Origin of the sequence: Rathayibacter sp. PhB1, assembly GCF_004362935.1 — a bacterium.
Taxonomy (GTDB): Bacteria; Actinomycetota; Actinomycetes; order Actinomycetales; family Microbacteriaceae; genus Rathayibacter; species Rathayibacter festucae.
Window position 1 is genome coordinate 339,774 of record NZ_SNYD01000002.1, and the last position, 22,739, is coordinate 362,512.

The window sequence follows — 22,739 nt, forward strand, 5'->3', positions numbered from 1 at the left end:
TCTTTCCACGCTCCGGTGCAACACTGCGCCATCCGGGTTGGCACGCGTCTCCGAATGATGTTTTGCTGATCGCCAGGTTCTGACCGGGACCACGGGACAGGGAAGAGCAGGACCGTGATCGAATTCCGCGGAGTGAGCAAGCAGTATCCGGACGGCACGCGGGCGGTGGACGACTTCTCGCTCGTGCTGCCCTCCCGGCAGACCACCGTCTTCGTCGGCTCGTCCGGCTGCGGCAAGACGACGATCCTGCGGATGATCAACCGCATGATCGAGCCGACCGGCGGCACGATCGAGATCGACGGCGAGGACATCTCCAGGCTCCCCGCCGTCTCGCTCCGCCGCCGCATCGGCTACGTGATGCAGAACTCCGGTCTCCTGCCGCACCGCCGGGTGATCGACAACATCGCCACGGTGCCGCGGCTGAACGGCGTCGCGAAGAAGCCCGCCCACGACCGCGCGCTCGAGCTGATGGACACCGTCGGCCTCGACCGCTCCCTCGCCACCCGGTACCCGAGCCAGCTCTCCGGCGGTCAGCAGCAGCGCGTCGGCGTCGCGCGCGGCCTCGCCGTCGACCCGAACATCCTGCTGATGGACGAGCCGTTCGGCGCCGTCGATCCGCTCGTGCGCGCCGACCTCCAGCGCGAGACGCTCCGCCTGCAGCGCGAGCTCGACAAGACGGTCGTCTTCGTCACCCACGACATCGACGAGGCGTTCCTGCTCGGCGATCAGGTCGTCATCCTCGAGAAGGGCGGCCGGATCGCGCAGAAGGGCTCGCCCGCCGAGATCCTCGCGAACCCGGCCAGCGAGTTCGTCGCCGGCTTCGTCGGCGCCGATCGCGGCAAGCGGTCGCTGTCGATCGAGGAGCGCGACGGCGCCCGGATCGTCGTCGACGGCGACGGGCGGCCGACCGGCGTCCTGCGCGCGCAGGACGGCGTCGGCGCGTGAACTGGGTCGTCAACAACACCGATCAGATCCTCGCGAACCTGCTGGCGCACCTCGCGCTCTCGGTTCCGCCGATCCTGCTCAGCTTCGTGATCTCGCTGCCGTTCGGCTGGGTCGCCAACCGCTACCGCTGGAGCCGCGGCACGCTGCTCACCGGGCTCGGCGTGCTCTACGCGATCCCGTCGCTGGCGATGTTCATCCTGCTGCCCGCGCTGCTCGGCATCCCGCTGCGCTCCACCGCGAACGTCATCATCGGCCTGACGCTCTACGGCATCGCGCTGATGGTGCGGACCACCTCCGACGCGCTCTCGGCGGTGTCGGAGGACGTGACCCAGTCGGCGACGGCGATGGGCTACTCCGCCTGGGCGCGGTTCTGGAAGGTCGAGTTCCCGCTCGCCGGTCCCGTCCTGCTCTCGGGCCTGCGCGTGGTCACGGTGAGCACGGTCAGCCTCGTGACGGTCGGCGCGGTGCTGGGCATCCAGAGTCTCGGCCTGCTCTTCACCGACGGCTTCCAGCGCGGCATCCAGGGCGAGATCATCACCGGCATCGTGCTCACGATCGTGCTGGCCCTCGTGCTCGACGGACTCCTCGTCCTGCTCGGGCGCCTGCTGATGCCGTGGACCACCCTCGACCGAAGCCGCTCCCGCCGCAGGAGCGCCGCGAGCGCGAAGGCGGTGACCGCGTGAACCTCATCGCCCAGGCCTTCGCCTGGATCGGCGACCCGACGCACTGGGAGGGCATCTACGGCGTCCCGACGCGCGTCGCGCAGCACCTCGGCATCAGCCTCATCGTGCTGGTCATCGCCGCGGCCATCGCCATCCCGCTCGGCTACCTCATCGGGCACACCGGCAAGGGCAAGGGCATCGCGGTGCCCGTCGCCGGCGGCCTCCGCGCGCTGCCCACGCTCGGCGTGCTGGTGCTCGCGGCGATGAGCCTCGGCCTCGGCCTGGGCGCCCCGCTGATCGCACTGGTGATCATGGCGATCCCGTCGATCCTCGCGGGCGCCTACTCCGGGCTCGAGGCGGTCGACCGCCGCACCGTCGACGCCGCGCGCTCCGTCGGCATGACGGAGTGGCAGATCCTGGCGAAGGTCGAGATCCCGCTCGGCCTGCCGCTGCTGATCGGCGGTCTGCGCGTCGCGGCCCTGCAGATCATCGCGACGGCCACACTCGCCGACTACATCGGCGCCGGCGGCCTCGGCCGCTACATCTTCCAGGGCGTGAAGGCGGGCGACTACCCGCAGATGCTCGCGGGATCGATCATCGTGATCGTGCTCACGCTGCTCAGCGAGGTGCTGTTCGCAGTCCTCCAGCGGATCGCCGTGCCCCGCGGAGTCGTGCTCGGCCTCGGCCGCGCCACGACCGAGCGCTCAGGTTTCCGCGCGTCGTCACTCCGACGCCGCGCGGTGGTGGGAATCCCCATCGACGAAGGGAAATAAGAGATGTTCACAGCAACCAAGAAGGGCCGTGTCGTTCTCAGCGCACTCGCGGTCGGCGCCGTGGTGGCGCTGGCAGGGTGCTCGTCCAGCGATCCGCTCGACGAAGGATCGGGAGCGACCACCGGCGGCGACACCATCGTCATCGGCTCGCAGGACTACTACTCGAACGAGATCATCGCCGAGATCTACGCGCAGGCCCTCGAGGACGGGGGGATGACCGTGCAGCGCGACTTCCGCATCGGTCAGCGCGAGATCTACCTGCCCGAGATCGAGAGCGGCTCGATCGACGTGTTCCCCGAGTACGGCGGCAGCCTCCTGCAGGCTCTGGAGCCGGACACGACCGCGACCACGGCCGACGACGTCTACTCGGCGCTCACCGACGCCCTGCCCGACGGACTGCGCGCGCTCGACGCCGCGGACGCGAGCGACCAGAACTCCTACACGGTCACCCAGGCCTTCGCCGACCAGTGGAACCTGACCGACATCGCCTCGCTGAAGAACGTCACCGACCCGATCGTGCTCGGCGGCAACTCCGAGCTGCAGACCCGTCCCTACGGGCCCGACGCTCTGCAGTCGAAGTACGGCATCGCCACGACGTTCCAGGCGATCGAGGACAGCGGCGGATCGACGACCGTCGACGCGCTGGCCAGCAACCAGATCCAGATGGCGAACATCTACACCGCCGACCCGAACATCGAGTCGAACGATCTGCTGCCCCTCGCCGACCCCGACGGCCTGTTCGTCGCGGACAACGTGGTGCCGATCGTCTCCGAGAAGGTCGACGACGACGCCGCCGAGATCATCAACGGCGTCAGCGCGAAGCTGACCGCCGACGACCTCGTCGCGCTGAACTCCGAGAGCGTCAACGAGCAGAAGTCGGCCGCGGCCATCGCGACCGAGTGGCTCACCTCGGCCGGCCTGATCGGCTGACCCGACCCGCTCAGGCCCGGAGGCGCGTCACTCGTCGAGGTGACGCGCCTCTGCGCGTGAGAGGAGCTTCTTGACTCCGATGACGACCAGCACGAAGACCACGATCGCTCCGACGAAGAGGTAGCCCGCGTAGTGCAGGCTGTCCGACAGCTCGCGGTAGCCGCCCGCCGCGGCGGCCCCGACGCCGACGTACGCGAACGACCAGAGGATGCACGCGGGCGTCGTCCAGGCCATGAAGGTCCGGTAGCTCATGCCGCTCATCCCGACGGTGAGCGGGATGAGGGAGTGCAGCACCGGGAGGAAGCGCGAGAGGAACACGGCGATGCCGCCGCGACGCGCGAGGTAGCGCTCGGCCCGCAGCCAGTTCTTCTCGCCGAGGCGGCGGCCGAGGCGCGAGCCGCGGATGCGCGGGCCGAACCAGCGGCCCAGGTAGAAGCCGACCGATTCGCCGCAGAGCGCCCCGATGATCACGGCGATCGCGAGGGCGACGAACTGCAGGGGAGACGTCACGCCGGTCGCGCTGACGATCACGACGGTGTCGCCCGGCACGATCAGCCCGGCGAGGATCGTCGTCTCGAAGAAGACGGCGAGGCCGGCCAGCAGCGTCCGCCAGACGGGCGGCACGCTCACGACGAAGGCGAGGATGCCGGTCAGAGCGTCGTTCACGGGCGCGTGCGCTCCGGCATCTCAGCGGACCCGCTTGAGCAGCGACCAGAAGGTCTCGACGATCGAGCCCATGTCGACCCGGTCGTCGAGCAGCCACTGCACCTGCAAGCCGTCGGAGAGCGCGGTGATCATCTTCGCCGCGAGCTCGGGGTCGATGTCGGCCGCGATGAGCCCCTCGCTCTGGTCCTCGCGGACGCGGGCGGCGAAGACCTCGTTGACGGTCCGATAGCGCTCGACGAAGAACTCGTGCGCGGGATGCGACTCGTCGGTCGCATCGGCGGAGAGCGTCGCGTAGAGGTGGACGAGACCGGGCACCTCGCTGTTGTGACGGATCAGCTCGACGACCTGCTCGATCGCCCGGTCGCCCTTCTGCTCGAGGTCGTAGACGGCGCGGTCGGTGTCGTCGCGCTTGCGGAGGACCTCGGCGAAGAGCTCCTCCTTCGAGTCGAAGTAGTGCAGGAGCCCCGCCTGCGTCAGGCCGACCTCCTCCGAGATCTCGCGCAGCGAGGCCTTGCGGTACCCCTGCCGCGAGAACACCTCGAGGGCGGTCTGCAGAATCTCCTCGCGCTTCGCGACACCCTTGGCGTAGCTCCCCTTGCTCGGCATCCCTCGATCGTAGGGGGCGCGGCCGAGCGGGAGCCGCGAGCGTCGCGCGGTGACGGCGCACGATCTCCCACGGCGGACGCGCGACGCCGGGGCGACTGGGAAAGACCTGTGAAGATGCGAGCTCGACAGCGGGAAGCGTCGGCGCACGTGGTCGCTCGCCGTCGAGAGGTCCGTCGCCGACCCTCTGACGGACGCGGGCGCTGCTCGACCGGACCCACGGGCGGAGATCTCTCGACGTGGAGACGCTCTGTCTCGACGTCGAGACGTCGCTGACGCGCGGGCCGGCGGCGGGCCGCGCGGACCGCCCCGGAAGGGTGTCGCCAGGGGCCCCGCGGGAGGCGCACATCCGCCCCAGTACTGGGATCCGAGGGCATCGCGCCCCTCCGGCCGACCTAGGCTCGGAGCCGTGAACGAACTCCTGGACCCGCTCCTCCTGTCGCGCTGGCAGTTCGGCCTGACGACGATCTACCACTTCCTCTTCGTGCCGCTGACGATCGGCATGGCGCTCACAGTGGCGATCTTCCAGACCTGCTGGGTGCGCACCGGTCGCGTGCACTACCTGCAGCTGACGAAGTTCTTCGGGAAGATCTTCCTGATCAACTTCGCAATGGGCGTGGTCACCGGCATCGTCCAGGAGTTCCAGTTCGGGATGAACTGGAGCGACTACTCCCGCTTCGTCGGCGACGTCTTCGGGGCCCCGCTCGCCTTCGAGGGCCTGCTCGCGTTCTTCCTCGAGGCGACGTTCATCGGCCTCTGGATCTTCGGCTGGGACAAGCTCCCGGCGAAGCTGCACCTCGCGACGATCTGGCTCACCACGCTCGGCACGACGCTCTCGGCCTACTTCATCATCGCCGCGAACGCCTTCATGCAGAACCCGGTCGGCTTCCGGATCAACGAGGCCAAGGGCCGCGCCGAGCTCACCGACATCTGGGCCCTGCTGACCAACAAGGTCGCGCTCGCCGCTTTTCCGCACACGATCTTCGCCTGCTTCATGGTCTCGGCCGCGGTGATCGTCAGCGTCGCCGCGTACCACCTCTCGCGGAACCAGCACCTCGAGACGATGCGCCCCGCGCTGAAGTTCGGCGCCTGGATGATGCTGATCAGCGGTGGCCTCACCCTCTTCACCGGCGACTCGCTCGGCCTCGCGATGGTCGACACGCAGCCGATGAAGATGGCGGCCGCGGAGGCGCTCTACACGACGTCCACCGGCGTCGACGCCTCGTTCTCGGTCTTCACCTGGGGCACTCCCGACGGCTCGAGCGAGCTCTTCTCGATCCGCATCCCCTATCTGCTCTCCTTCCTCTCGACGCACACCTTCACCGGGACCGTCGAGGGCATCAACGACCTGCAGGCGCAGTACAGCGCGGTCTACGGCCCCGGTGACTACACGCCGATCATCTGGATCACCTACTGGTCGTTCCGCTGGATGATGGCGCTCGGCGTCCTCGCCATCGGCGTCGCGGCCGCCGGCCTCTGGTTCACCCGCAAGGGCCGGCAGCCGAAGCAGTGGATGTGGAAGATCGCGATCTGGGCGGCACCGCTGCCGCTGATGGCGATGATCGTCGGCTGGGTCTTCACCGAGATGGGCCGCCAGCCCTGGCTGGTCTTCGGCCTGCTGAAGACCGCGGACGGCGTCTCGCCCGGGGTCAGCGGCCTCGAGGTGCTGATCTCGCTGATCGCCTTCACCGCGATCTACGGCACCCTCGCGGTCGTCGAGTTCCGGCTGATCAAGCGGGCGGCCCAGGCCGGCCCCGACGACGCCCCCGAGATCGACGAGGAGAGCGGTCGCCCGCAGCTCGTCGGCACCGTCTACTGAGAAGGGCACTGCGCACATGGACCTCGGATCGCTCGATCTCGCCACGCTCTGGTTCTGGATCGTCGCCGTCTTCTTCATCGGCTACTTCGTCCTCGACGGCTTCGACTTCGGCGTCGGGATGTCACTGCCGTTCCTCGGCCGCGACGACACCGACCGCCGCGTCCTGATCAACACGATCGGGCCGGTCTGGGACCTCAACGAGACCTGGGTCATCGTCGCGGGAGCGGCGATGTTCGCCGCGTTCCCCGAGTGGTACGCGACGCTCTTCAGCGGCTTCTACCTGCCGCTGCTGCTGATCCTGCTGGCGCTGATCGCCCGCGGCGTCTCCTTCGAGTACCGGCACCAGCGCCCCGAGGCCGCCTGGAAGAAGCGGTTCGACACGATGATCGTGGTCGGCTCGGCCGTGCCCGCGTTCCTCTGGGGCGTCGCCTTCGCGAACATCGTGCAGGGCGTCCCGCTGGACGCCGACCACAACTACATCGGGACGGTCTTCGACCTGCTGAACCCGTACGCGCTGCTCGGCGGCGCGACGACGCTCCTGCTCTTCTTCACCCACGGCGTCGTCTTCGTCTCGCTGAAGACCGACGGCGAGATCCGCGAGCGGGCGCGCCGGCTGGCGACGCGGGCGGGACTGGTGACCATCGCGGTCGCCGCGGTGTTCCTCGGCTGGACGAACCTGGCGCAGGGGAGCGGTCCGTCCTGGCTGCTGTCGATCGCCGCGGCGACCGCCCTGGTGCTCGCCTGGCTCGCCAACCTCCGCGGGCGGGAGGGCCGCGCCTTCGCCCTGCTGGCCGGCACGATCGGCCTCGCGGTGCTCGCGCTGTTCACCACGCTCTTCCCGGCGGTGATGCCCGCCTCGAACGACGTCGCCAACAGCCTGACCATCGAGAACGCCTCGAGCACGCCCTATACCCTGACGGTGATGAGCTGGACGGCGCTGGTCTTCGTCCCGCTCATCGTGGGCTACCAGGCCTGGACCTACTGGATCTTCCGCAAGCGCATCACCCGGAGCCACATCCCGGTCGACGCGCACTGACCGATCGCGACCGTGAAGCCCCTCGACCCCCGACTGCTCCGCTACGCCCGCTCCGCACGGCTGTTCCTCGTGCTCGGCGGGGCGCTCGCGCTGGCCCGCACGGCGACCGCGGTCGCGTTCGCGTGGCTGGTGGCGCAGCTGGTCGCCGGGGCGGTCGACGGGCGCTCGGCCGTCGACCCGGCGCCGTCGCTCGCGGCGCTGCTGGGGATCGTGGCGGTGCGCGCGCTGCTGGCCTGGGCCGTCGAGGTGAACGCCGCGCGGGGCGGCGCCGGTGCGAAGGCGCAGCTGCGGTCGGCGGTCCTCGCCTCGCTCGTCGCACTCGGTCCGGCCGGCCGCACGGGTGGCTCGGGCGGCGTCGTCGCCCTGCTCGGCGGCGGGCTCGACGCGCTCGACGGCTACTTCGCCCGCTACCTGCCGCAGCTGATCGCGACCGCGATCACCACGCCGATCCTGACGTTCGTGGTCTTCCTCGCGGATCCGCTCAGCGCGCTCTTCCTCGTGGTCACCCTGCCGCTGATCCCGGTCTTCATGATCCTGATCGGCTGGGCGACCCAGGCGGTGCAGAAGCGGCAGTGGAGCCGCCTGCAGGCGCTGGCCTCCGGCTTCGTCGACACGGTCGGCGGACTGGCCACGCTGAAGATCTTCGGACGGGCGGAGCGGCAGAGCGCCCGCATCCGCGCGCTGACCGAGGACTACCGCGTGCACACCATGAAGGTGCTGCGGGTGACCTTCGTCAGCAGCTTCGTCCTGGAGCTGGCCGGCTCGCTCTCGGTCGCGCTCGTCGCGGTGTCGATCGGGCTGCGGCTGGTCGACGGCTCGCTCGGACTCGCGATCGGGCTCTTCGTGCTGGTCCTGGCGCCGGACGTGTTCCTGCCGGTGCGGCAGGTCGGTGCGGAGTTCCATGCGGCGGCGGACGGTGTGCAGGCGGCGGACGAGGCCTTCGCGATCATCGAGGCGGCGGCGACCGTCCCCGGGCGAACCGCGGTGCCCGGCCGCTCGGGAGCGCTCGAGCTGGGCGGTCTCGCGGTGGACGACGGTGCGGGCCGCGTGCTCGCGCCCGTCGACGCCGTCCTGCCCGCCGGCTCGATCACGGCGCTGACGGGGCCCAGCGGATCCGGGAAGTCGACCCTTCTCGCCGCCCTCGCCGGCTTCGCTCCCGCGACCGGCGCGATCGCCCTCGGAGGGGAGGCCGTCGACGGCTCCTCCGATCGCGGCTGGCTCGCCTGGTCGGGGCAGCGGCCCGATCTGCTCCCCGGGACCGTCGGCTCGAACGTCGCGCTCGGCTCACACTCGCCCGACCCGGAGCGCGTCCTGCGGGCGCTGGCCGTCGCGGGTGCCGACCTCGATCCCGGCCGGCGGATCGACGCGGACGGCACCGGACTGTCCGGTGGGCAGGCGGCGCGCGTCGCCGTGGCCCGGGCCGTGCACCGCGTCCTCGAGCGCGGCTGCACCGTACTGGTCCTCGACGAGCCGACCGCCGCGCTCGACGAGGAGTCGGAGCGCGCGCTGCTCGCCGGGCTCCGCTCTCTCGCCGACGAGGGCGTGATCGTGCTCGTCGCCACGCACCGCCCGGCGACCATCGCCGCTGCCGACGCCGTGCTCGCACTCGCCCCCGCCGAGGCGGTGCTCCGGTGAACCGCGCCGATGTGCTGCGCGCGGCGATGCCGGCGCCGCGGCGCTTCCTCCCAGGACTCTCCTTCGGGCTGCTGTCGTCCGCGTCGGTCGTCGCCCTGCTCGCCTGCTCGGCCTGGCTGATCGTGCGGGCGGCCGAGCAGCCGCCGATCCTCTTCCTCTCGATGGCCGTCGTCGGCGTGCGCGCCTTCGCGCTCTCGCGAGCGTTCTTCCGCTACCTCGAGCGCCTCTCCGGGCACGACGCGGCGTTCCGCGCGCTGGCCGAGCTGCGCGCCGGCGTCTACGACCGGCTGGTCCCCGTGGCGCCGGACGGCCTCGGTCGGGTCCGCCGCGGCGATCTCGTCTCGCGGGTGGTCGCCGACGTCGACGCCCAGCAGGACGTGCCGCTGCGGATCGTGCAGCCGCTGGTCGTCTCCGCCGTGGTCTCCGCCGCCGCGGTGGTGGGCGTCTGGCTCCTGCTGCCCGCGATGGGCGCCGTGCTGCTCGGTCTGCTCGTGCTCGCGTTCGCCGGCGGAGCCCTCGGCTCGGGGCTGGTCTCGGCGCGCGCCGACCGTGAGCTGGCGCCGCTGCGCGGCGAGCTGGCCGAGCGCCTGAACCTGCTGGTCACCCGGCTCGACGTGCTGATCGCCTTCGACGCGGCCGAGGCCGCGATCGCCGACGTCGCGCAGGCGGAGGCGGCGCTCACCCGGGCCGCCCGCCGGCGCGCGGCGTCGACCGGGCTCGCCGCCGCCGTCCTCGCCCTGTGCTCCGGCGGTGCGGTCTGGGCGGGTCTCGCCCTCGGCGTCCCGGCCGTCGCCGAGCTCGGCGGCCCGGCGCTCGGGGTGCTCGCCCTGGTGCCGCTGGCCGTCTTCGAGGTCGCGGCCGCCGCTCCGCTGGCGGTGCAGAGCGCGCGCTCGGCGCTCTCGAGCGCGCAGCGGCTCGCCGACCTCGACGCGCAGGCCGCGTCGCCGGCGCTGGCGACCGACGCCGACGTCGATCCGTCGGCCGCCGTCCCGCTCGGCCGCGACATCGTCCTCCGCGACCTCTCCGTCTCCTGGCCCGGAGCCGCGACGCCGGCGCTCCGCGACGTCTCGCTCGAGCTGCGCGCGGGCGAGCGGATCCTCGTCACCGGCGGCAGCGGCTCGGGCAAGACGACCCTCGCGCACGCGCTCGTCCGCTTCCTCGACCACACCGGCTCCTATCGGATCGGCGGAGTGGAGGCGCGCACGCTGCCCCAGAACGAGCTGCGCCGGCTGATCGGCCTCGTCGAGCAGCAGCCCTACCTCTTCGACGACACGATCCGGCAGAACCTGCTCTTCGCCCGGCCCGAGGCCGACGACGCGGTGCTGACCGCCGTCCTCGAGCGGGTGGGCCTCGCCTCCTGGACCGCGGCCCGCGGCGGTCTCGACGCCCGGGTCGGTGAGCGCGGCTCGCTCGTCTCGGGCGGTCAGGCGCAGCGGCTGGCGCTCGCCCGTGCCCTCCTGGCCGACTTCGACGTGCTGGTGCTCGACGAGCCCACCGCCTCGGTGGACGCGCCGGTGGCCGACGCCCTGCTCGCCGACCTGCTGCACGCCGCCTCGGGCCGCACGGTCGTGCTGATCGCGCACCGCGTCCCCGCGACCCTCGCCTTCGACCGGCGGATCACGGTCGCGGACGGAACCGCGGTCAGCGCCTGATCGAAGGACCGAGCCGCCGCAGCGTGATCGTCAGCGCGTCGCTCGGGCCAGCGCCGCCACGCGCGCCAGGCGATCGCCCTCGACGGCCCAGCGGTCGAGAACGGCGTCGGCCCGCGTGCGAGCGGGGCCTGCCAGCACGGACAGCAGGGAAGCGATCACGTCGACGGCCAGGGGATCGCCGAGCTCGTCGACCCGCGAGTCCCGAGCGAAGCCCTCCAACCGGGTGAGATCGGAGGCGCGCAGCAGCGCCACCCGCGACTGCAGCAGGACCACCCCCGCCAGCCGCGTCTCGAAGACGGGCGGAGCCCACAGCTCCGATGACAGCGCGGTGACGTCGTCGTGCTCGAGCCCGCGGAACTTCTTCAGCGCGTCCCGAACGGTCCCGCGCACGGCGCCGACGGAGGCTCCGGTGGAGTCGAGCCCTGCACCGAGTCGCTCGCGCACGTCCTGCGCCCGCCAGACGTCGCCCTCGTACTCCAGCGCCGTGCGGATGAAGTCGCCGGCGTCGCTCACCCCTCCATCATGCGACGCGCGGAGGAGCAGCGACGAACCGTGCTCCGCCGGTCCGGGCCCGCCGCAGGGCGGGACCCGCTCAGCGGAGCGTCGAGTCGACCGCGGTCAGCGGCTCGCCCACACCGCCTGGTAGCGGCCGTCGTACTCGACCAGGTTGCCGTCGTCCTGCATGACGAGGCGGAACGGAGCGACCGAGCCGGCGCGGGGCGTCACCGTCCAGGTCCCGGCGCCGTCGCCGCGGACGACGGCCATGAAGCCGTCCTCGTAGAGGTTGAACGAGCTGCCGGCGCCCGACGTGACCGTCGACCAGATCGGGCCGGAGCGGCCGGAGACGACGAAGTTGCCGTCGCCCTGCATCACGGCGCGGTAGACGCCGTTCGCCGAGCGGAGGAGGCTGCCGGCGGCGAGCCCGTTCTCGGCGTAGAGGCTCGAGCCGGGCAGCTGCGCCTGGCTGGTCCAGAGCACGGTGTCGACCTGGTCGACGATGATCAGCGATCCCGCGTTGTTGATGCCGAGGCGCAGATCCGAGCCGCGGGTTCCGGAGGACCACTGGACCGAGCCGTCCGGCCCGTAGATCACGGCGTTGCCGTCGGACTGCAGCACGAGCCGGTTGCCGGCGCCGCGCGTGCCGGTGGTCCAGACGACGCCCTGCGGGCCGTAGCCGACGAAGTTGCCGTCGGTCTGCATCTCGGCGCGGAAGCGGCCGTCGGCGGAGGTGAGCCGGTGCCCGCCGCGGAGGGTCTCGCCGGTGAAGAGGGTGTCGGTCGCGGGCTCGGCGATCCTCCCGTTGACGCTGCTCGCCCAGGCGGGGGAGCCGTTCTCGCGGGACACGACGAGGTTGCCGTCCTGCTGGATGATCAGGTACGCACCGGGCTCGTCGTTCGTGCCGGTGCTCCAGACGGGCCGGTCGTCGGCGGAGTAGATCACGACGTTGCCGTCGGTCTGCATGACGAGGTGGTCGCCGCGGCCGGCGGTGCCGGTCGCGTAGACGACGCGGCCGTCGGGTCCGTAGGTGACGGCGTTGCCGTCGGTCTGCATCACGAACTCGTAGGCGGGTCCGGGGTCGTCGGAGACGATGCTCTCGCCGGGGGCGAGCTCCTCGCCGCCCTCCAGCGCGTTGTAGTACGCGCCGGCGGCGCGGGCCTGCGGGTCGGCGTCCGTCCGGAGTGCGGGCGCCGAGTCGGCGGAGGAGGACGAGGACGAGGACGAGAGCGTCTGCTGCACCGCCTCCTCGGCGAACGCCGGCGTCGCCGTGAAGAGCAGAGCCCCGGTCGCGACGAGCGCGACGAGCCCGGAGCCGACGAATCGGGAGGGCCCGGTGGAGCGCGAGGCTCCGGCGGAGCGGGAGGAAGAGGGAGGCGTCATCGCAGTTCTTTCTCGAGAGGTCGGCATCGCCGAGCGGATCCTCGAATGCTCGCATGCGGGGGCGGGATCGGGCGTGCGCTCGGGACGCCGTGTCCCGGTCGAGCGCTCGCCGGCATCACGGAGGCACTCGCTCGCCCGTCGCCCCGACCTCGGGCCTTCATGACGGCGGCCCGGTCCGTGCGGGAGGCGCACGACCGGGCCGTCGGAGCAGGGCCGACCGCCTCGGCGGAGCCCGCTGTTCGATGCCGTCAGCGGCTGGACCAGACGACGTGGCCCTGGCCGTCGTGCTCGACGAGGGCGCCGTCGTTCTGCATCACGAACCGGAACGGTCCGACCGCACCGGAGGCGGGACCGTTCGTCCAGACCACCGTGTCGCGCCAGTCGTAGATCGACGCGACGCCGTTCTCGGCGACGTACAGCCCGTTGTCGACGCCGGAGGTCCCGCTCTGCCAGACAGTGCCCGTCGGACCGTGGACGACGAGGTCCCCGTTCGACTGCATCACCGCGAGGAACCGACCGTCGTCAGAGCGCAGCACGTCACCGGTCGAGAGGTGGTTCGGTGCGTACAGGACCGACCCGGGCAGCTGGGACTGGCTGTCCCACGCCAGGTCGCCCTCGTCGTCGACGAGCGTCAGCACTCCGCTGTCGTCGAGCTGGACGGTGAGAGTGTCGTCGCTGGTGCCGGACGCCCACTTCACCGAGCCGTCGGCGCCGAGGACGACGGCGTCACCGTCGTGCTGCAGGACGAAGCGGTTGCCCGCGCCGTGGGTGCCGGTGTGCCAGATCATGCCCGAGGGGCCGGAGCCGACGAGGTCGCCGTCGGTCTGCATGACCGCGCGGAACAGCCCGTTCTTCGAGGTCAGCTGCTCGCCCGGCGCGAGGGTGCCGTCGGCGCCGAGGGTGTCGTACGGCGGTTCGGCGGTCGTCCCGGCGCCGGCGGACCAGGCGGGAGAGCCGCTCGGCGACGATGCTGCTCCGGCGGCGCTCTCGGCGAGGGCGGGTGTCGCGCCGAGGAGCAGGGTTCCCGCCGCGACGAGCGCGACGAGTCCGGAGGCGAGGGAGCGTGGATGTGAGGTGGATGTCATGGCAGTTCCTTACTCGAGAGATCGGCACCGCCGTCGACGAGGCGGCATCGCCGAACGGTCTTCCCTCTCACCGAAGCACTGCTGCTGGACGTCGATGCGTTCCGGCGCGGGGCGCAGGGTCGTTGTCGCGTCGTCCCGCTACTGACCTCTGAGGGGGAGTCGCGCAGGGCCGGACCTCGCGCGCGAAGACGCCGATGGCCCGGCGCGTGCAGGGTGTGCACGAGCCGGGCCGTCGGAGGTGACGTCAGCGCGTCCGCCGACGCATCGATCCCGGCGGGGTCAGCGGAGGGACCAGATCGCGTGGCCCTGTCCGTCGTACTCGACGAGGTTGCCGTCGCTCTGCATCACCAGGCGGAACGGGGCGCCGCCGGCGGCGGGCTGCGAGGCCCAGGTGACGGCGCCGTTGCCGGCTACGACCTTCGCCGTCCCGTCCTTCGAGAACTCGAACGAGCTCTCGACGCCGGCGGTGGCGGTCTGCCAGATCGCTCCGGTCGGGCCGTAGACGACGAAGTTGCCGTCGGCCTGCATCACGGCACGGTAGCGGCCGTCGTCGGAGCGGAGGAGGTCGTCCCTCTCGAGGGTGTTGGGGGCGTACATCTGCGCGCCGGGCAGCCCGGACTGGCTCGTCCAGAGCACGGCGTCGTCCTCGTCGAGAACGGTCAGCACGCCGCTGTCGTCGAGGGTGACGTGGTCGACCCCGCCCCCCGTTTCAGCCACCCACTTCCGCGTCCCGTCCTCGCGCTCGACCGTGATGCTGTCCGGCCTCACGCCCAGCCAGTTGTCGGTCCCGCGAGTCCCCGTGTTCCAGATGACACCGTCGGGGCCGTAGCCGACGAGGTTGCCGTCGCGCTGCATCACAGCGCGGAAGAGACCGTTCGGTGAGGTGAGCTGGTGACCACGGTGCAGGACCTCGTAGGTGAGGAGGGTGCTGAGCGGCGGCTCGGCGATCAGGCCGTTGATGCTGCGGGCCCAGGCGGGAGAGCCGTTGACGCGGTAGAGCACGAGGTTGCCGTCCGCCTGGATGACGAGGTGCGCGTCCGGCTCGACGTCGGTCCCGGTGCTCCAGAGCGGGCGATCGTCGGCGGCGTAGATCACCGCGTTGCCGTCCTCCTGCATCACGAGGCGGTTGCCGCGTCCCGAGGTGCCGGTGCTGAAGACGGCTCGACCGGCCTCGTCGTACGTCACGGCGTTCCCGTCGTCCTGCATCCGGAAGGTGTAACCGCCCCCGGGTCCGCCGGAGGTGATGGACTGTCCCGCCGACAGCTGGTCGGATGCCTCGAGTGTGCTGGAGGACGCGGACTCGCCCGCGCGTGCTGTCTCGGAGCGGGGCGCTGAGACAGCGACGTGCGCGCCCTCACCGGAGGCGGGCGCGGCGCCGAGGAGCAGGGCGCCGGTCGTGACGAGCGCGACGAGCACGGAGGCGAGTGGGCGTGAGGAGGTGTGAGATGTCATCGCAGTTCTTTCTCGAGGTGTCGATGCGGAGGGCGAGAGGTCGGCATCGCCGCGCGGAGTGCCTCGATCCTGACCCGCAACGGCGAGTGTCCCTCCCGCTCGTCGCGTGGTGCAGGGTCTCTGTCACGCCGTCCCGCTTCCGACCGGCCGTGACGGTGTCGGTGGCGACGCTGAGGAGGCGCTTCGCACGCCCCGCGGGGAACGTCGAAGGCCCGGCTCGTGGTGGAGAACGCGAGCCGGGCCTTCGACCGGAGGTGTCAGCGGGGGCAGGTTCCGCGCTGACGGCAGGCTCAGCGGCTGGACCAGACGGCCTGGTGGTGGGCGTCGTACTCGACGAGGTTGCCGTCGCCCTGCATCACGAGGTGGTACGGGGCGGTGCCGCCGGCGGGCGCCTCCGTCCAGGTGACGGCACCGTTGCCGGCCACGACCTGCGCCGTGCCGTCCGTCGAGAACTCGAGCGAGCTCTCGACGCCGGAGGTGGCGGTCTGCCAGATCGCTCCCGTGGGGCCGTAGACGACGAAGTTGCCGTCACCCTGCATCACGGCGCGGTAGGCGCCGTCATCGGAGCGGAGGTGGTCGTCGACCTCGAGGGTGTTGGGGGCGTACAGCTGCGCGCCGGGCAGCCCGGACTGGCTCGTCCACAGGACGGCGCCGTCCTCATCGAGGACGTTCAGGACGCCGCTGTCGTCGAGGGTGATGGAGGTGACCGGACCCTCGGTAGCGGCCGCCCACTTGATCCCCCCGTCCGCGCCGATCATCACGGCGTAGCCGTCGTCGGAGACGAGGAGCTGGTTGTCCGTGCCGAAGGTGCCGGTGCTCCAGACGACGCCGTCCGGGCCGTAGCCGACCAGGTTGCCGTCGCGCTGCATGACGGCGCGGAACAGTCCGTTCGGCGACGTGAGCTGGTGGCCGCGGTACAGCACCTCGTTGTCGTAGAGAGTGCTGAACGGCGGCTCGGGGATCCTGCTGTCGATGTCGCTCGCCCAGGCCGGGGAGTCGTCCTCGCGGTAGAGGACGAGATTGCCGTCCGACTGCATGACGAGGTGGGCGTTCGGCTCGTTGTCCGTCCCGGTGCTCCAGAGCGGACGGCCGTCGGAGGAGTAGATCACGACGTTGCCGTCCTCCTGCATCACGAGGCGGTTGCTCCGCCCCGAGGTGCCCGTGCTGAAGAGGGCGTGGCCGACCTCGTCGTAGACGACGGCGTTGCCGTCGTCCTGCATCCGGAAGGTGTAGCCGCCTCCCGACTGGCTCGAGGCGATGGACTGACCGGCGAGGAGCTGCTGACCGGGGTTCAGTGCGTCGGGGGCCGACGCACGGGCGGCGGCGGAGATGCTCGAGGACGTGGCGCTGGGACCGCCGTGAGCCAGCGCGGGTGTCGCGCTGAAGAGCAGGGCGCCGGTCGCGACCAGCGCGACGAGACCTGAGGCGAGCGGGCGGGGGGTGGTGTGTGGTGTCATCGCAGTTCCTTCTCGAGAGATGGGCGCCGTCGGGGTGAGGGCGGCATCACGAGCGGACTGCTTCGATCCTGGCGCGAGCGGGTTCCCGCGACGATCGATCGGCGCGCGGTGAGCGGTCCTTGGCACGCCGTCCCGGCCAGCGACTCGTGCGCGTCAGGGGAGGGGACGGCGGAGGGCGTCCAGGCGCCGGCGCCAGGCGTCGAGCCGGCCCGGCACCGCGGCGAGCGCCGGTCCGTCGACCCAGCCCGTGGCCAGGCGCAGGCCGTGCAGGGCGTTCGCCGTCCACACCTCGCGGCCGTCGAGGTCCACCGGTTCAGCCGGCGCCTCGATGACGTCGACGCCGAGTGCTCCTGCCAGCACGGAGACCGTGCGGGCGGTCACGCTCCGCACCCGGCGGCTGCTCGCGGGCGGGACGACCAGCGCGTCGCCGAGCCACCAGAGCACAGCGCTCGAGGCGCCGTCGATCACGGCGCCGTCGGCACCGAGGATCACGGCCTCGTCCGCACCGGCGGCGAGAGCACGGGAGCGCAGGAGCGCCAGCCGTGCGATATCGGGTCCCTTGCGCTCCGGGGTGCGGCGCGGATCCACGGGGCTGGTCCAGAGGACGACGGTGCGGCCCCGCGGCGGGGCAGGGCGCAGCCGGAGGCGCAGACCCTCGGCGGTGAGCTCGACACGGGGGAAGGAGTCGCCGGTGCGGGGGAGCGCCGCGATCGCGGCGTCGAAGAACGCCGCGGCGTCGTCGTGGTCTTCGCCGGCGGGTCGCCCTGCGTCGCTGAGCGCGCCCAGGAACCGCTCCCGGTGCAGCTCCAGACCGCGCACGCGGCCCTCCGACACCAGCCAGGAGTCGGCCGCGAGGAGAACGCCGGCCGGCTCGTCGACAGCGGGACCGAGCTCCCGCCCGTCCCACTTCCGCACCAGCTCGCCGTCCACGACCGCCTACGCTAGCCCAGTGGCCGCGCTCCCCGAGGTTCCCGCCGCCCGGCGGCAGCTGACCTGGGTCGATCCCGAGCGAGCATACCTCGGCTTGCTCGCCTCGGCGGACGCCTCCTTCTGGCTCGACTCCGGCCGCGACGCCGTCGAGGGCCTCTCCTTCCTCGGATCCTCGGACGACGTGCTGACGGTCGGGCCCGGCGGGGACGTGTCGGCGGCGCTCGCCGCCGTAGAGACGGAGCGCACCGGCGACCGGGCGCTCGGCCGGTACGGCTGGATCGCCTACGAGGCGGGTGCGCCCTTCGTCGCCCTTCCGCCCGCCTCCGTCGACGCCGACGCTCCGCCCGCGCTCGCGCTGATCCGCGGCGACCCGGTGCTCGAGTTCGACCACGCCCGGCGGACCCTGCACCTCGTCTCCTCTCCGGAGCGGGAGGAGGAGGCGCGGCGGCTGGAGCGAGCGCTGACGGCGCTCGCCGAGACCCCTGCCGACGTCGGCGAGCCGCGAGACGCGGAGCCGTCCGGGCCCGCCGAGTGGCGGCACGGTCCCGAGCGGTACCGAGCCCTGATCGCCCACTGCCAGGCGGCGATCCGCGCGGGAGACGCCTACCAGCTCTGCCTCACCAACGAGGTCGTGGTCGAGGGTGCGTTCGATCCGGTCGAGGCGTACCGGCGCCTGCGCCGCTCGAGTCCCAGCCACCACGGCGGACTGATCCGGGTCGCCGGGCTCGCCCTCGTCAGCGCCTCGCCCGAGCGCTTCCTCGACGTCACGGCCGAGGGCCGCGTCGCCACGCATCCGATCAAGGGCACCCGGACGCGCAGCGCAGACCCCGTCACCGACGCGGAGCTGCGGGCCGAGCTGCTCGCGAGCGTCAAGGAGCGCGCCGAGAACGTGATGATCGTCGACCTCGTGCGGAACGACCTGGCCCGCATCGCCGCTCCCGTGTCGGTGCAGGTGGACCGCCTCCTCGAGATCGAGACCTACCCGCACGTGCACCAGCTGGTGAGCGAGGTGTCGGCGCAGCTCGCGCCCGCTGTCGGACCGGCCGAGCTGCTCGCCGCGACCTTCCCCGCCGGCTCGATGACGGGAGCGCCGAAGCGACGCGCGATCGAGCTCCTGCGCGAGTGGGAGGCCGGGCCGCGCGGTCTCTACGCCGGCGCGTTCGGCCGCCTCGGCGGCGACGGCTCGCTCGATCTCGCGATGACCATCCGCACCCTCGTGCTCGACGGCGCCCGCGCCAGGATCGGCACCGGCGGAGGCATCACGACCTTGTCGATCCCGGACGAGGAGGTGGAGGAGACCCGCCTCAAGGCCCGCGCGCTGCTGGCCGCGCTCGGAGTCGACCTGCACGTCACGGCGGAGTCGTCGCCCGGCCACTAGAGGCCAGTAGGGTTGTTGGTCGGACGCAGGCGCCCTCCGAGCGCGCGCCCACCCCCACCCTCACAGAAGTAGGACACACCTGTGGCAGAAGAGACCTCCCAGCAGACCGGCCCGACCGACGAGGAGCGCTACGACTTCCGCGCGCTCCAGGAGAAGTGGCTCCCGATCTGGGAGGAGACCCGGCCGTTCGCGACCGGCGACTCCACCGACAAGCGCCCGCGCAAGTACGTGCTGGACATGTTCCCCTACCCCTCCGGCGACCTGCACATGGGCCACGCGGAGGCGTACGCGCTGGGCGACGTCATCGCGCGCTACTGGCGCCAGCAGGGCTTCAACGTGCTGCACCCGATCGGCTGGGACAGCTTCGGCCTGCCCGCCGAGAACGCGGCGATCAAGCGCGGCCTCAACCCGGTCACATGGACCTACGACAACATCGAGCAGCAGAAGCGCTCGATGAAGCGCTACGCCGCGTCCTTCGACTGGGACCGCGTGCTGCACACCTCCGACCCCGAGTACTACAAGTGGAACCAGTGGCTGTTCCTCAAGATGTACGAGAAGGGCCTCGCGTACCGCAAGGACAGCTGGGTGAACTGGGACCCGGTGGACCAGACCGTCCTCGCGAACGAGCAGGTCCTCGCCGACGGCACCTCGGAGCGCTCCGGCGCCGTCGTCGTGAAGAAGAAGCTCACGCAGTGGTACTTCAAGATCACCGACTACGCGGACCGCCTGCTCGACGACCTCAACCAGCTCGAGGGCTCCTGGCCGTCGAAGGTCATCGCCATGCAGCGCAACTGGATCGGCCGCTCGATCGGCGCCGACGTCGAGTTCGAGATCGAGGGCCGCGAGGAGCGGATCACCGTCTTCACGACGCGCCCCGACACCCTCTTCGGCGCGACCTTCATGGTCGTCGCACCCGACTCCGACCTGGCCGCGGAGCTGGTCGAGGGCGCCGAGCCCGAGCTGCGGACCGCGTTCAAGAGCTACCTGGAGAAGGTGCAGAAGTCGAGCGAGATCGAGCGCCTCACCGTCGACCGCCCGAAGACCGGCGTGTTCCTCGGCCGCTACGCGATCAACCCCGTCAACGGCGAGCGCCTGCCGATCTGGTCGGCCGACTACGTGCTGTCCGACTACGGTCACGGCGCGGTCATGGCCGTGCCCGCGCACGACCAGCGCGACCTGGACTTCGCCCGTGCCTTCGACCTGCCGGTGCGGGTCGTCGTCGACACGACCGCCTCGGTCACCGGCGCGATCCCGGTCATCCCCAAGGACCCGGAGGAGCTCGCCGCGCTCGAGAAGGAGTACTCGCTCGACCCGGCCACCACCGGCGAGGCGCTGACCGGCGACGGCCGCCTGATCAACTCCGGCCCGCTCGACGGATTGTCGAAGCGCACCGCGATCGAGCGCGTGATCAAGCTGCTCGAGGAGCGCGGTCGCGGCCGCTCTGCGAAGAACTACCGCCTGCGCGACTGGCTGATCTCGCGCCAGCGCTACTGGGGCACGCCGATCCCGATCATCCACGGCGAGAACGGCGAGCTGATCCCGGTCCCCGAGGACCAGCTGCCCGTGCGCCTGCCCTCGACCGACGGCCTGGACCTGCAGCCGAAGGGCTCCTCGCCTCTCGGTGCCGCGGAGGACTGGGTGAACGTCGCCAACCCGAACGACGGCAGCCCCGCGCGCCGCGACCCGGACACGATGGACACCTTCGTCGACTCCTCGTGGTACTTCCTCCGCTTCCTCTCGCCGAAGGACGACACCCAGGCGTTCGACCCGAAGCTCGCCGAGAAGTGGGCGCCCGTCGACCAGTACGTCGGCGGCGTGACGCACGCGATCCTGCACCTGCTCTACGCGCGCTTCATCACCAAGGTGCTCTTCGACCTCGGCTACGTCTCCTTCACCGAGCCGTTCACCGCGCTGCTCAACCAGGGCATGGTGCAGATGGACGGCGCCGCGATGTCGAAGTCGAAGGGCAACATCGTCCGCCTGTCGGACCAGCTGGACGAGTTCGGCGTCGACGCCGTGCGCCTGACGATGGCGTTCGCCGGCCCGCCAGAGGACGACATCGACTGGGCCGACGTCTCGCCGTCGGGCAGCGCGAAGTTCCTCGCCCGCGCCTGGCGCCTGGCGAAGGACGTCACGACGAAGCCCGACGTGGAGTGGAAGAACGGCGACGCGGCGCTGCGCCGGCAGACGCACCGCTTCCTCGCCGAGTCGCCCTCGCTGATCGAGGCGTTCAAGTTCAACGTCGTCGTCGCGCGCCTGATGGAGCTGGTCAACGCGACCCGCAAGGTCATCGACTCCGGTGCCGGCGCAGGCGACCCCGCCGTCCGCGAGGCGACCGAGGTCGTCGCGATGGCGCTGAACCTGTTCGCGCCGTACACGGCCGAGGACATGTGGAACCGTCTCGGCTACGAGGGCTCGGTCGCGCACGCGCTCTGGCGCAAGGCCGACCCGACGCTCCTGGTGGAGGAGAAGGTCACCGCGATCCTGCAGGTCGACGGCAAGGTCCGCGACCGCATCGAGGTCTCGCCGAAGATCTCCTCCGACGAGCTCGAGCAGAAGGCGCGCGCGGCCACCGGTGTCGCGCGGGTGCTGCAGGGCCGCGAGGTCGTCACGGCCGTCGTCCGGGCGCCGCGCCTGGTGAACCTGGTGACGAAGCCGGCCTAGGCCGGCTCGAGCACCGGCTCACCTCGAAGGGGCTCCTCCACTGCGGAGGGGCCCCTTCGGCGTTCCCGTCTGTGACGCGCTGTCAGGCGGGCGGCACCGCGCCGTTGCGGATGTGCTGGTAGACGACCGAGGTGCGGACGTCGGCGACCTCGCGGCGCTCGGTGAGGCGGTCGATGACGAAGGCGTAGAGGTCGTCGTTGTCGCGGACGGCGACGTGGATGATGAAGTCCTCGTTGCCGGCGGTGACGAAGACGCCGAGGGTCTGCTCGAGGCCGCTGACCCAGTCGCGAAACGACTCGATCACCTCGCGCGACGGCGGCCGGATGCGCACGGCGATCAGCGCCTGGACGCCGCGGCCGATCGCGGCGAGGTCGACGTCGAGGGTGGCGCCTCGGATGACGCCGTGGGTGCGCAGGCGCCGCATCCGGTCGAGGGAGGTGGTGGGGGAGACGCCGACTGCGGTCGCGACGTCGCGGTTGGACATCCGCGCATCCGACTGGAGGAGGCGGAGGATGGCGATATCGATCGCGTCGAGGACCACTCCATCGCGGTTCTGCTGGTCGTTCATACGGACATCCTGCGGGACAGTCGCGCATCCGCCTATCGTGAGCGCGGCCGGTCGGAGGACCGACCAGAGAGGGACGACGATGAGCACTGCACCTGTCGGCTACGCCGAGGACGAGATCGACACCGCGGCGCCGACCCGATCGGCGCGGCTGAAGTGGGTGGTCGTGGTCGACGAGGCGCTGCCGATCGGGCGCGCGGTGAACGCCGCCGTCTGCGTCGCCGCGGCGACCGGTGCGCAGGTGCCCGGGCTGCTCGGCCCCGCCGCGCAGGACGCCACGGGCTCCGAGCACCCGGGGCTGCCGTGGGCGGGCTGCACCGTGCTCGCGGCCGACGCGGCGACGCTGCGGACCATCCGGGCGAAGGCGGAGGCGCACGAGGGGACGTTCGTCGCCGACATGCCCGCTGCCGCGCAGGACACCCGGGTGTACGACGAGTACCGGGAGGCGCTCGGAGCGACCGCGCCCGAGCTCGTCGAGTACCTGGCGGTCGGTCTGATCGGGCCGAGGAACCGCGTGGACAAGATCGTCGGGCGGCTGCGACTGCTCTGAGCGATCGGGTCGGGCGTCCTCCACAGGACGGGATCTCGAGCTTCGTCCACTGAACCGAA

General features: G+C 71.6%; 20 protein-coding genes. 11 read left to right on the plus strand and 9 right to left on the minus strand.

The window, feature by feature from the left end:
- Window positions 1–114: 114 nt before the first annotated feature.
- The 4 genes from EDF17_RS05735 to EDF17_RS05750 are packed head-to-tail and all read left to right on the plus strand — an operon-like array spanning window position 115 to window position 3,310.
- Complete coding sequence (locus EDF17_RS05735) at window positions 115–945, plus strand: ATP-binding cassette domain-containing protein (RefSeq protein WP_123445589.1); 831 nt, start codon at window positions 115–117, stop codon at window positions 943–945.
- A complete protein-coding gene (locus EDF17_RS05740) occupies window positions 942–1,628 on the plus strand; it encodes an ABC transporter permease subunit (protein ID WP_123445590.1) in 687 nt (228 codons plus the stop codon). Before EDF17_RS05735 ends, EDF17_RS05740 begins: the two co-directional genes overlap by 4 nt.
- Window positions 1,625–2,380: an ABC transporter permease gene (locus EDF17_RS05745; protein ID WP_123445591.1), complete on the plus strand. Its 756-nt coding sequence runs from the start codon at window positions 1,625–1,627 to the stop codon at window positions 2,378–2,380. The genes EDF17_RS05740 and EDF17_RS05745 overlap by 4 nt, the downstream gene beginning before the upstream one ends.
- A 3-nt stretch (window positions 2,381–2,383) precedes the next feature.
- Window positions 2,384–3,310: an ABC transporter substrate-binding protein gene (locus tag EDF17_RS05750; RefSeq protein ID WP_123445592.1), complete on the plus strand. Its 927-nt coding sequence runs from the start codon at window positions 2,384–2,386 to the stop codon at window positions 3,308–3,310.
- Window positions 3,311–3,337: 27 nt separating this feature from the next.
- Here the strand turns inward: EDF17_RS05750 and EDF17_RS05755 are convergent, their stop codons facing one another.
- Together EDF17_RS05755 and EDF17_RS05760 are read right to left on the minus strand one after the other, a co-directional pair.
- The gene (locus EDF17_RS05755; RefSeq protein ID WP_123445593.1) at window positions 3,338–3,976 is read right to left on the minus strand and encodes a DedA family protein; all 639 of its coding nucleotides are present in this window, start codon (window positions 3,974–3,976) and stop codon (window positions 3,338–3,340) included.
- 21 nt (window positions 3,977–3,997) lie between these two features.
- Entirely contained in the window at window positions 3,998–4,582 is a 585-nt protein-coding gene (locus tag EDF17_RS05760; protein WP_123445594.1) for a TetR/AcrR family transcriptional regulator, read from the minus strand.
- A gap of 406 nt (window positions 4,583–4,988) precedes the next feature.
- Here EDF17_RS05760 and EDF17_RS05765 point away from each other — a divergent pair, with 406 nt between their 5' ends.
- From EDF17_RS05765 to cydC, 4 genes are read left to right on the plus strand one after another with little or no spacing between them, the layout of a single operon-like run.
- On the plus strand, window positions 4,989–6,398 hold the full coding sequence (locus EDF17_RS05765; protein WP_123445595.1) for a cytochrome ubiquinol oxidase subunit I: 1,410 nt from the start codon (window positions 4,989–4,991) through the stop codon (window positions 6,396–6,398).
- A gap of 16 nt (window positions 6,399–6,414) precedes the next feature.
- Window positions 6,415–7,434 (plus strand): cytochrome d ubiquinol oxidase subunit II, encoded by a 1,020-nt coding sequence (cydB, locus tag EDF17_RS05770; protein WP_123445596.1) that lies wholly within the window; start codon window positions 6,415–6,417, stop codon window positions 7,432–7,434.
- A gap of 12 nt (window positions 7,435–7,446) precedes the next feature.
- A complete protein-coding gene (gene cydD, locus EDF17_RS05775; protein ID WP_123445597.1) occupies window positions 7,447–9,069 on the plus strand; it encodes a thiol reductant ABC exporter subunit CydD in 1,623 nt (540 codons plus the stop codon).
- Window positions 9,066–10,721: a thiol reductant ABC exporter subunit CydC gene (gene cydC / locus EDF17_RS05780; protein WP_260321492.1), complete on the plus strand. Its 1,656-nt coding sequence runs from the start codon at window positions 9,066–9,068 to the stop codon at window positions 10,719–10,721. Before cydD ends, cydC begins: the two co-directional genes overlap by 4 nt.
- A gap of 30 nt (window positions 10,722–10,751) precedes the next feature.
- Here cydC and EDF17_RS05785 read toward each other — a convergent pair whose 3' ends face one another.
- The 6 genes from EDF17_RS05785 to EDF17_RS05810 all read right to left on the minus strand — a co-directional run bounded on the left by EDF17_RS05785 (window position 10,752) and on the right by EDF17_RS05810 (window position 17,523).
- Window positions 10,752–11,234, minus strand: coding sequence for a DNA alkylation repair protein (locus EDF17_RS05785; protein WP_123445598.1), 483 nt, complete (start codon window positions 11,232–11,234; stop codon window positions 10,752–10,754).
- 105 nt (window positions 11,235–11,339) lie between these two features.
- Window positions 11,340–12,599 (minus strand): hypothetical protein, encoded by a 1,260-nt coding sequence (locus EDF17_RS05790; RefSeq protein ID WP_166649609.1) that lies wholly within the window; start codon window positions 12,597–12,599, stop codon window positions 11,340–11,342.
- Window positions 12,600–12,847: 248 nt separating this feature from the next.
- Window positions 12,848–13,684, minus strand: a complete 837-nt coding sequence (locus EDF17_RS05795; protein WP_123445600.1) for a hypothetical protein — start codon at window positions 13,682–13,684, stop codon at window positions 12,848–12,850.
- Window positions 13,685–13,963: 279 nt separating this feature from the next.
- Entirely contained in the window at window positions 13,964–15,136 is a 1,173-nt protein-coding gene (locus EDF17_RS05800; RefSeq protein ID WP_123445601.1) for a hypothetical protein, read from the minus strand.
- A 290-nt stretch (window positions 15,137–15,426) separates the two neighbouring features.
- Entirely contained in the window at window positions 15,427–16,593 is a 1,167-nt protein-coding gene (locus EDF17_RS05805; protein WP_123445602.1) for a PQQ-binding-like beta-propeller repeat protein, read from the minus strand.
- A 153-nt stretch (window positions 16,594–16,746) separates the two neighbouring features.
- Window positions 16,747–17,523 (minus strand): aminotransferase class IV, encoded by a 777-nt coding sequence (locus EDF17_RS05810; RefSeq protein ID WP_123445603.1) that lies wholly within the window; start codon window positions 17,521–17,523, stop codon window positions 16,747–16,749.
- Window positions 17,524–17,542: 19 nt separating this feature from the next.
- Between EDF17_RS05810 and EDF17_RS05815 the strand changes: the two genes are divergently transcribed.
- Both EDF17_RS05815 and leuS read left to right on the plus strand, forming a co-directional pair.
- Window positions 17,543–18,901, plus strand: coding sequence for an anthranilate synthase component I family protein (locus tag EDF17_RS05815; RefSeq protein ID WP_243732798.1), 1,359 nt, complete (start codon window positions 17,543–17,545; stop codon window positions 18,899–18,901).
- Between the two features lie 81 nt (window positions 18,902–18,982).
- Entirely contained in the window at window positions 18,983–21,565 is a 2,583-nt protein-coding gene (leuS, locus tag EDF17_RS05820; protein WP_123445604.1) for a leucine--tRNA ligase, read from the plus strand.
- 82 nt (window positions 21,566–21,647) lie between these two features.
- On the opposite strand, the gene EDF17_RS05825 is transcribed toward leuS, so the two are convergent.
- Complete coding sequence (locus tag EDF17_RS05825; RefSeq protein WP_123445605.1) at window positions 21,648–22,133, minus strand: Lrp/AsnC family transcriptional regulator; 486 nt, start codon at window positions 22,131–22,133, stop codon at window positions 21,648–21,650.
- A gap of 79 nt (window positions 22,134–22,212) precedes the next feature.
- Between EDF17_RS05825 and EDF17_RS05830 the strand changes: the two genes are divergently transcribed.
- Window positions 22,213–22,680, plus strand: coding sequence for a DUF2000 domain-containing protein (locus tag EDF17_RS05830; RefSeq protein ID WP_123445606.1), 468 nt, complete (start codon window positions 22,213–22,215; stop codon window positions 22,678–22,680).
- The last annotated feature ends 59 nt before the right edge of the window (window positions 22,681–22,739 follow it).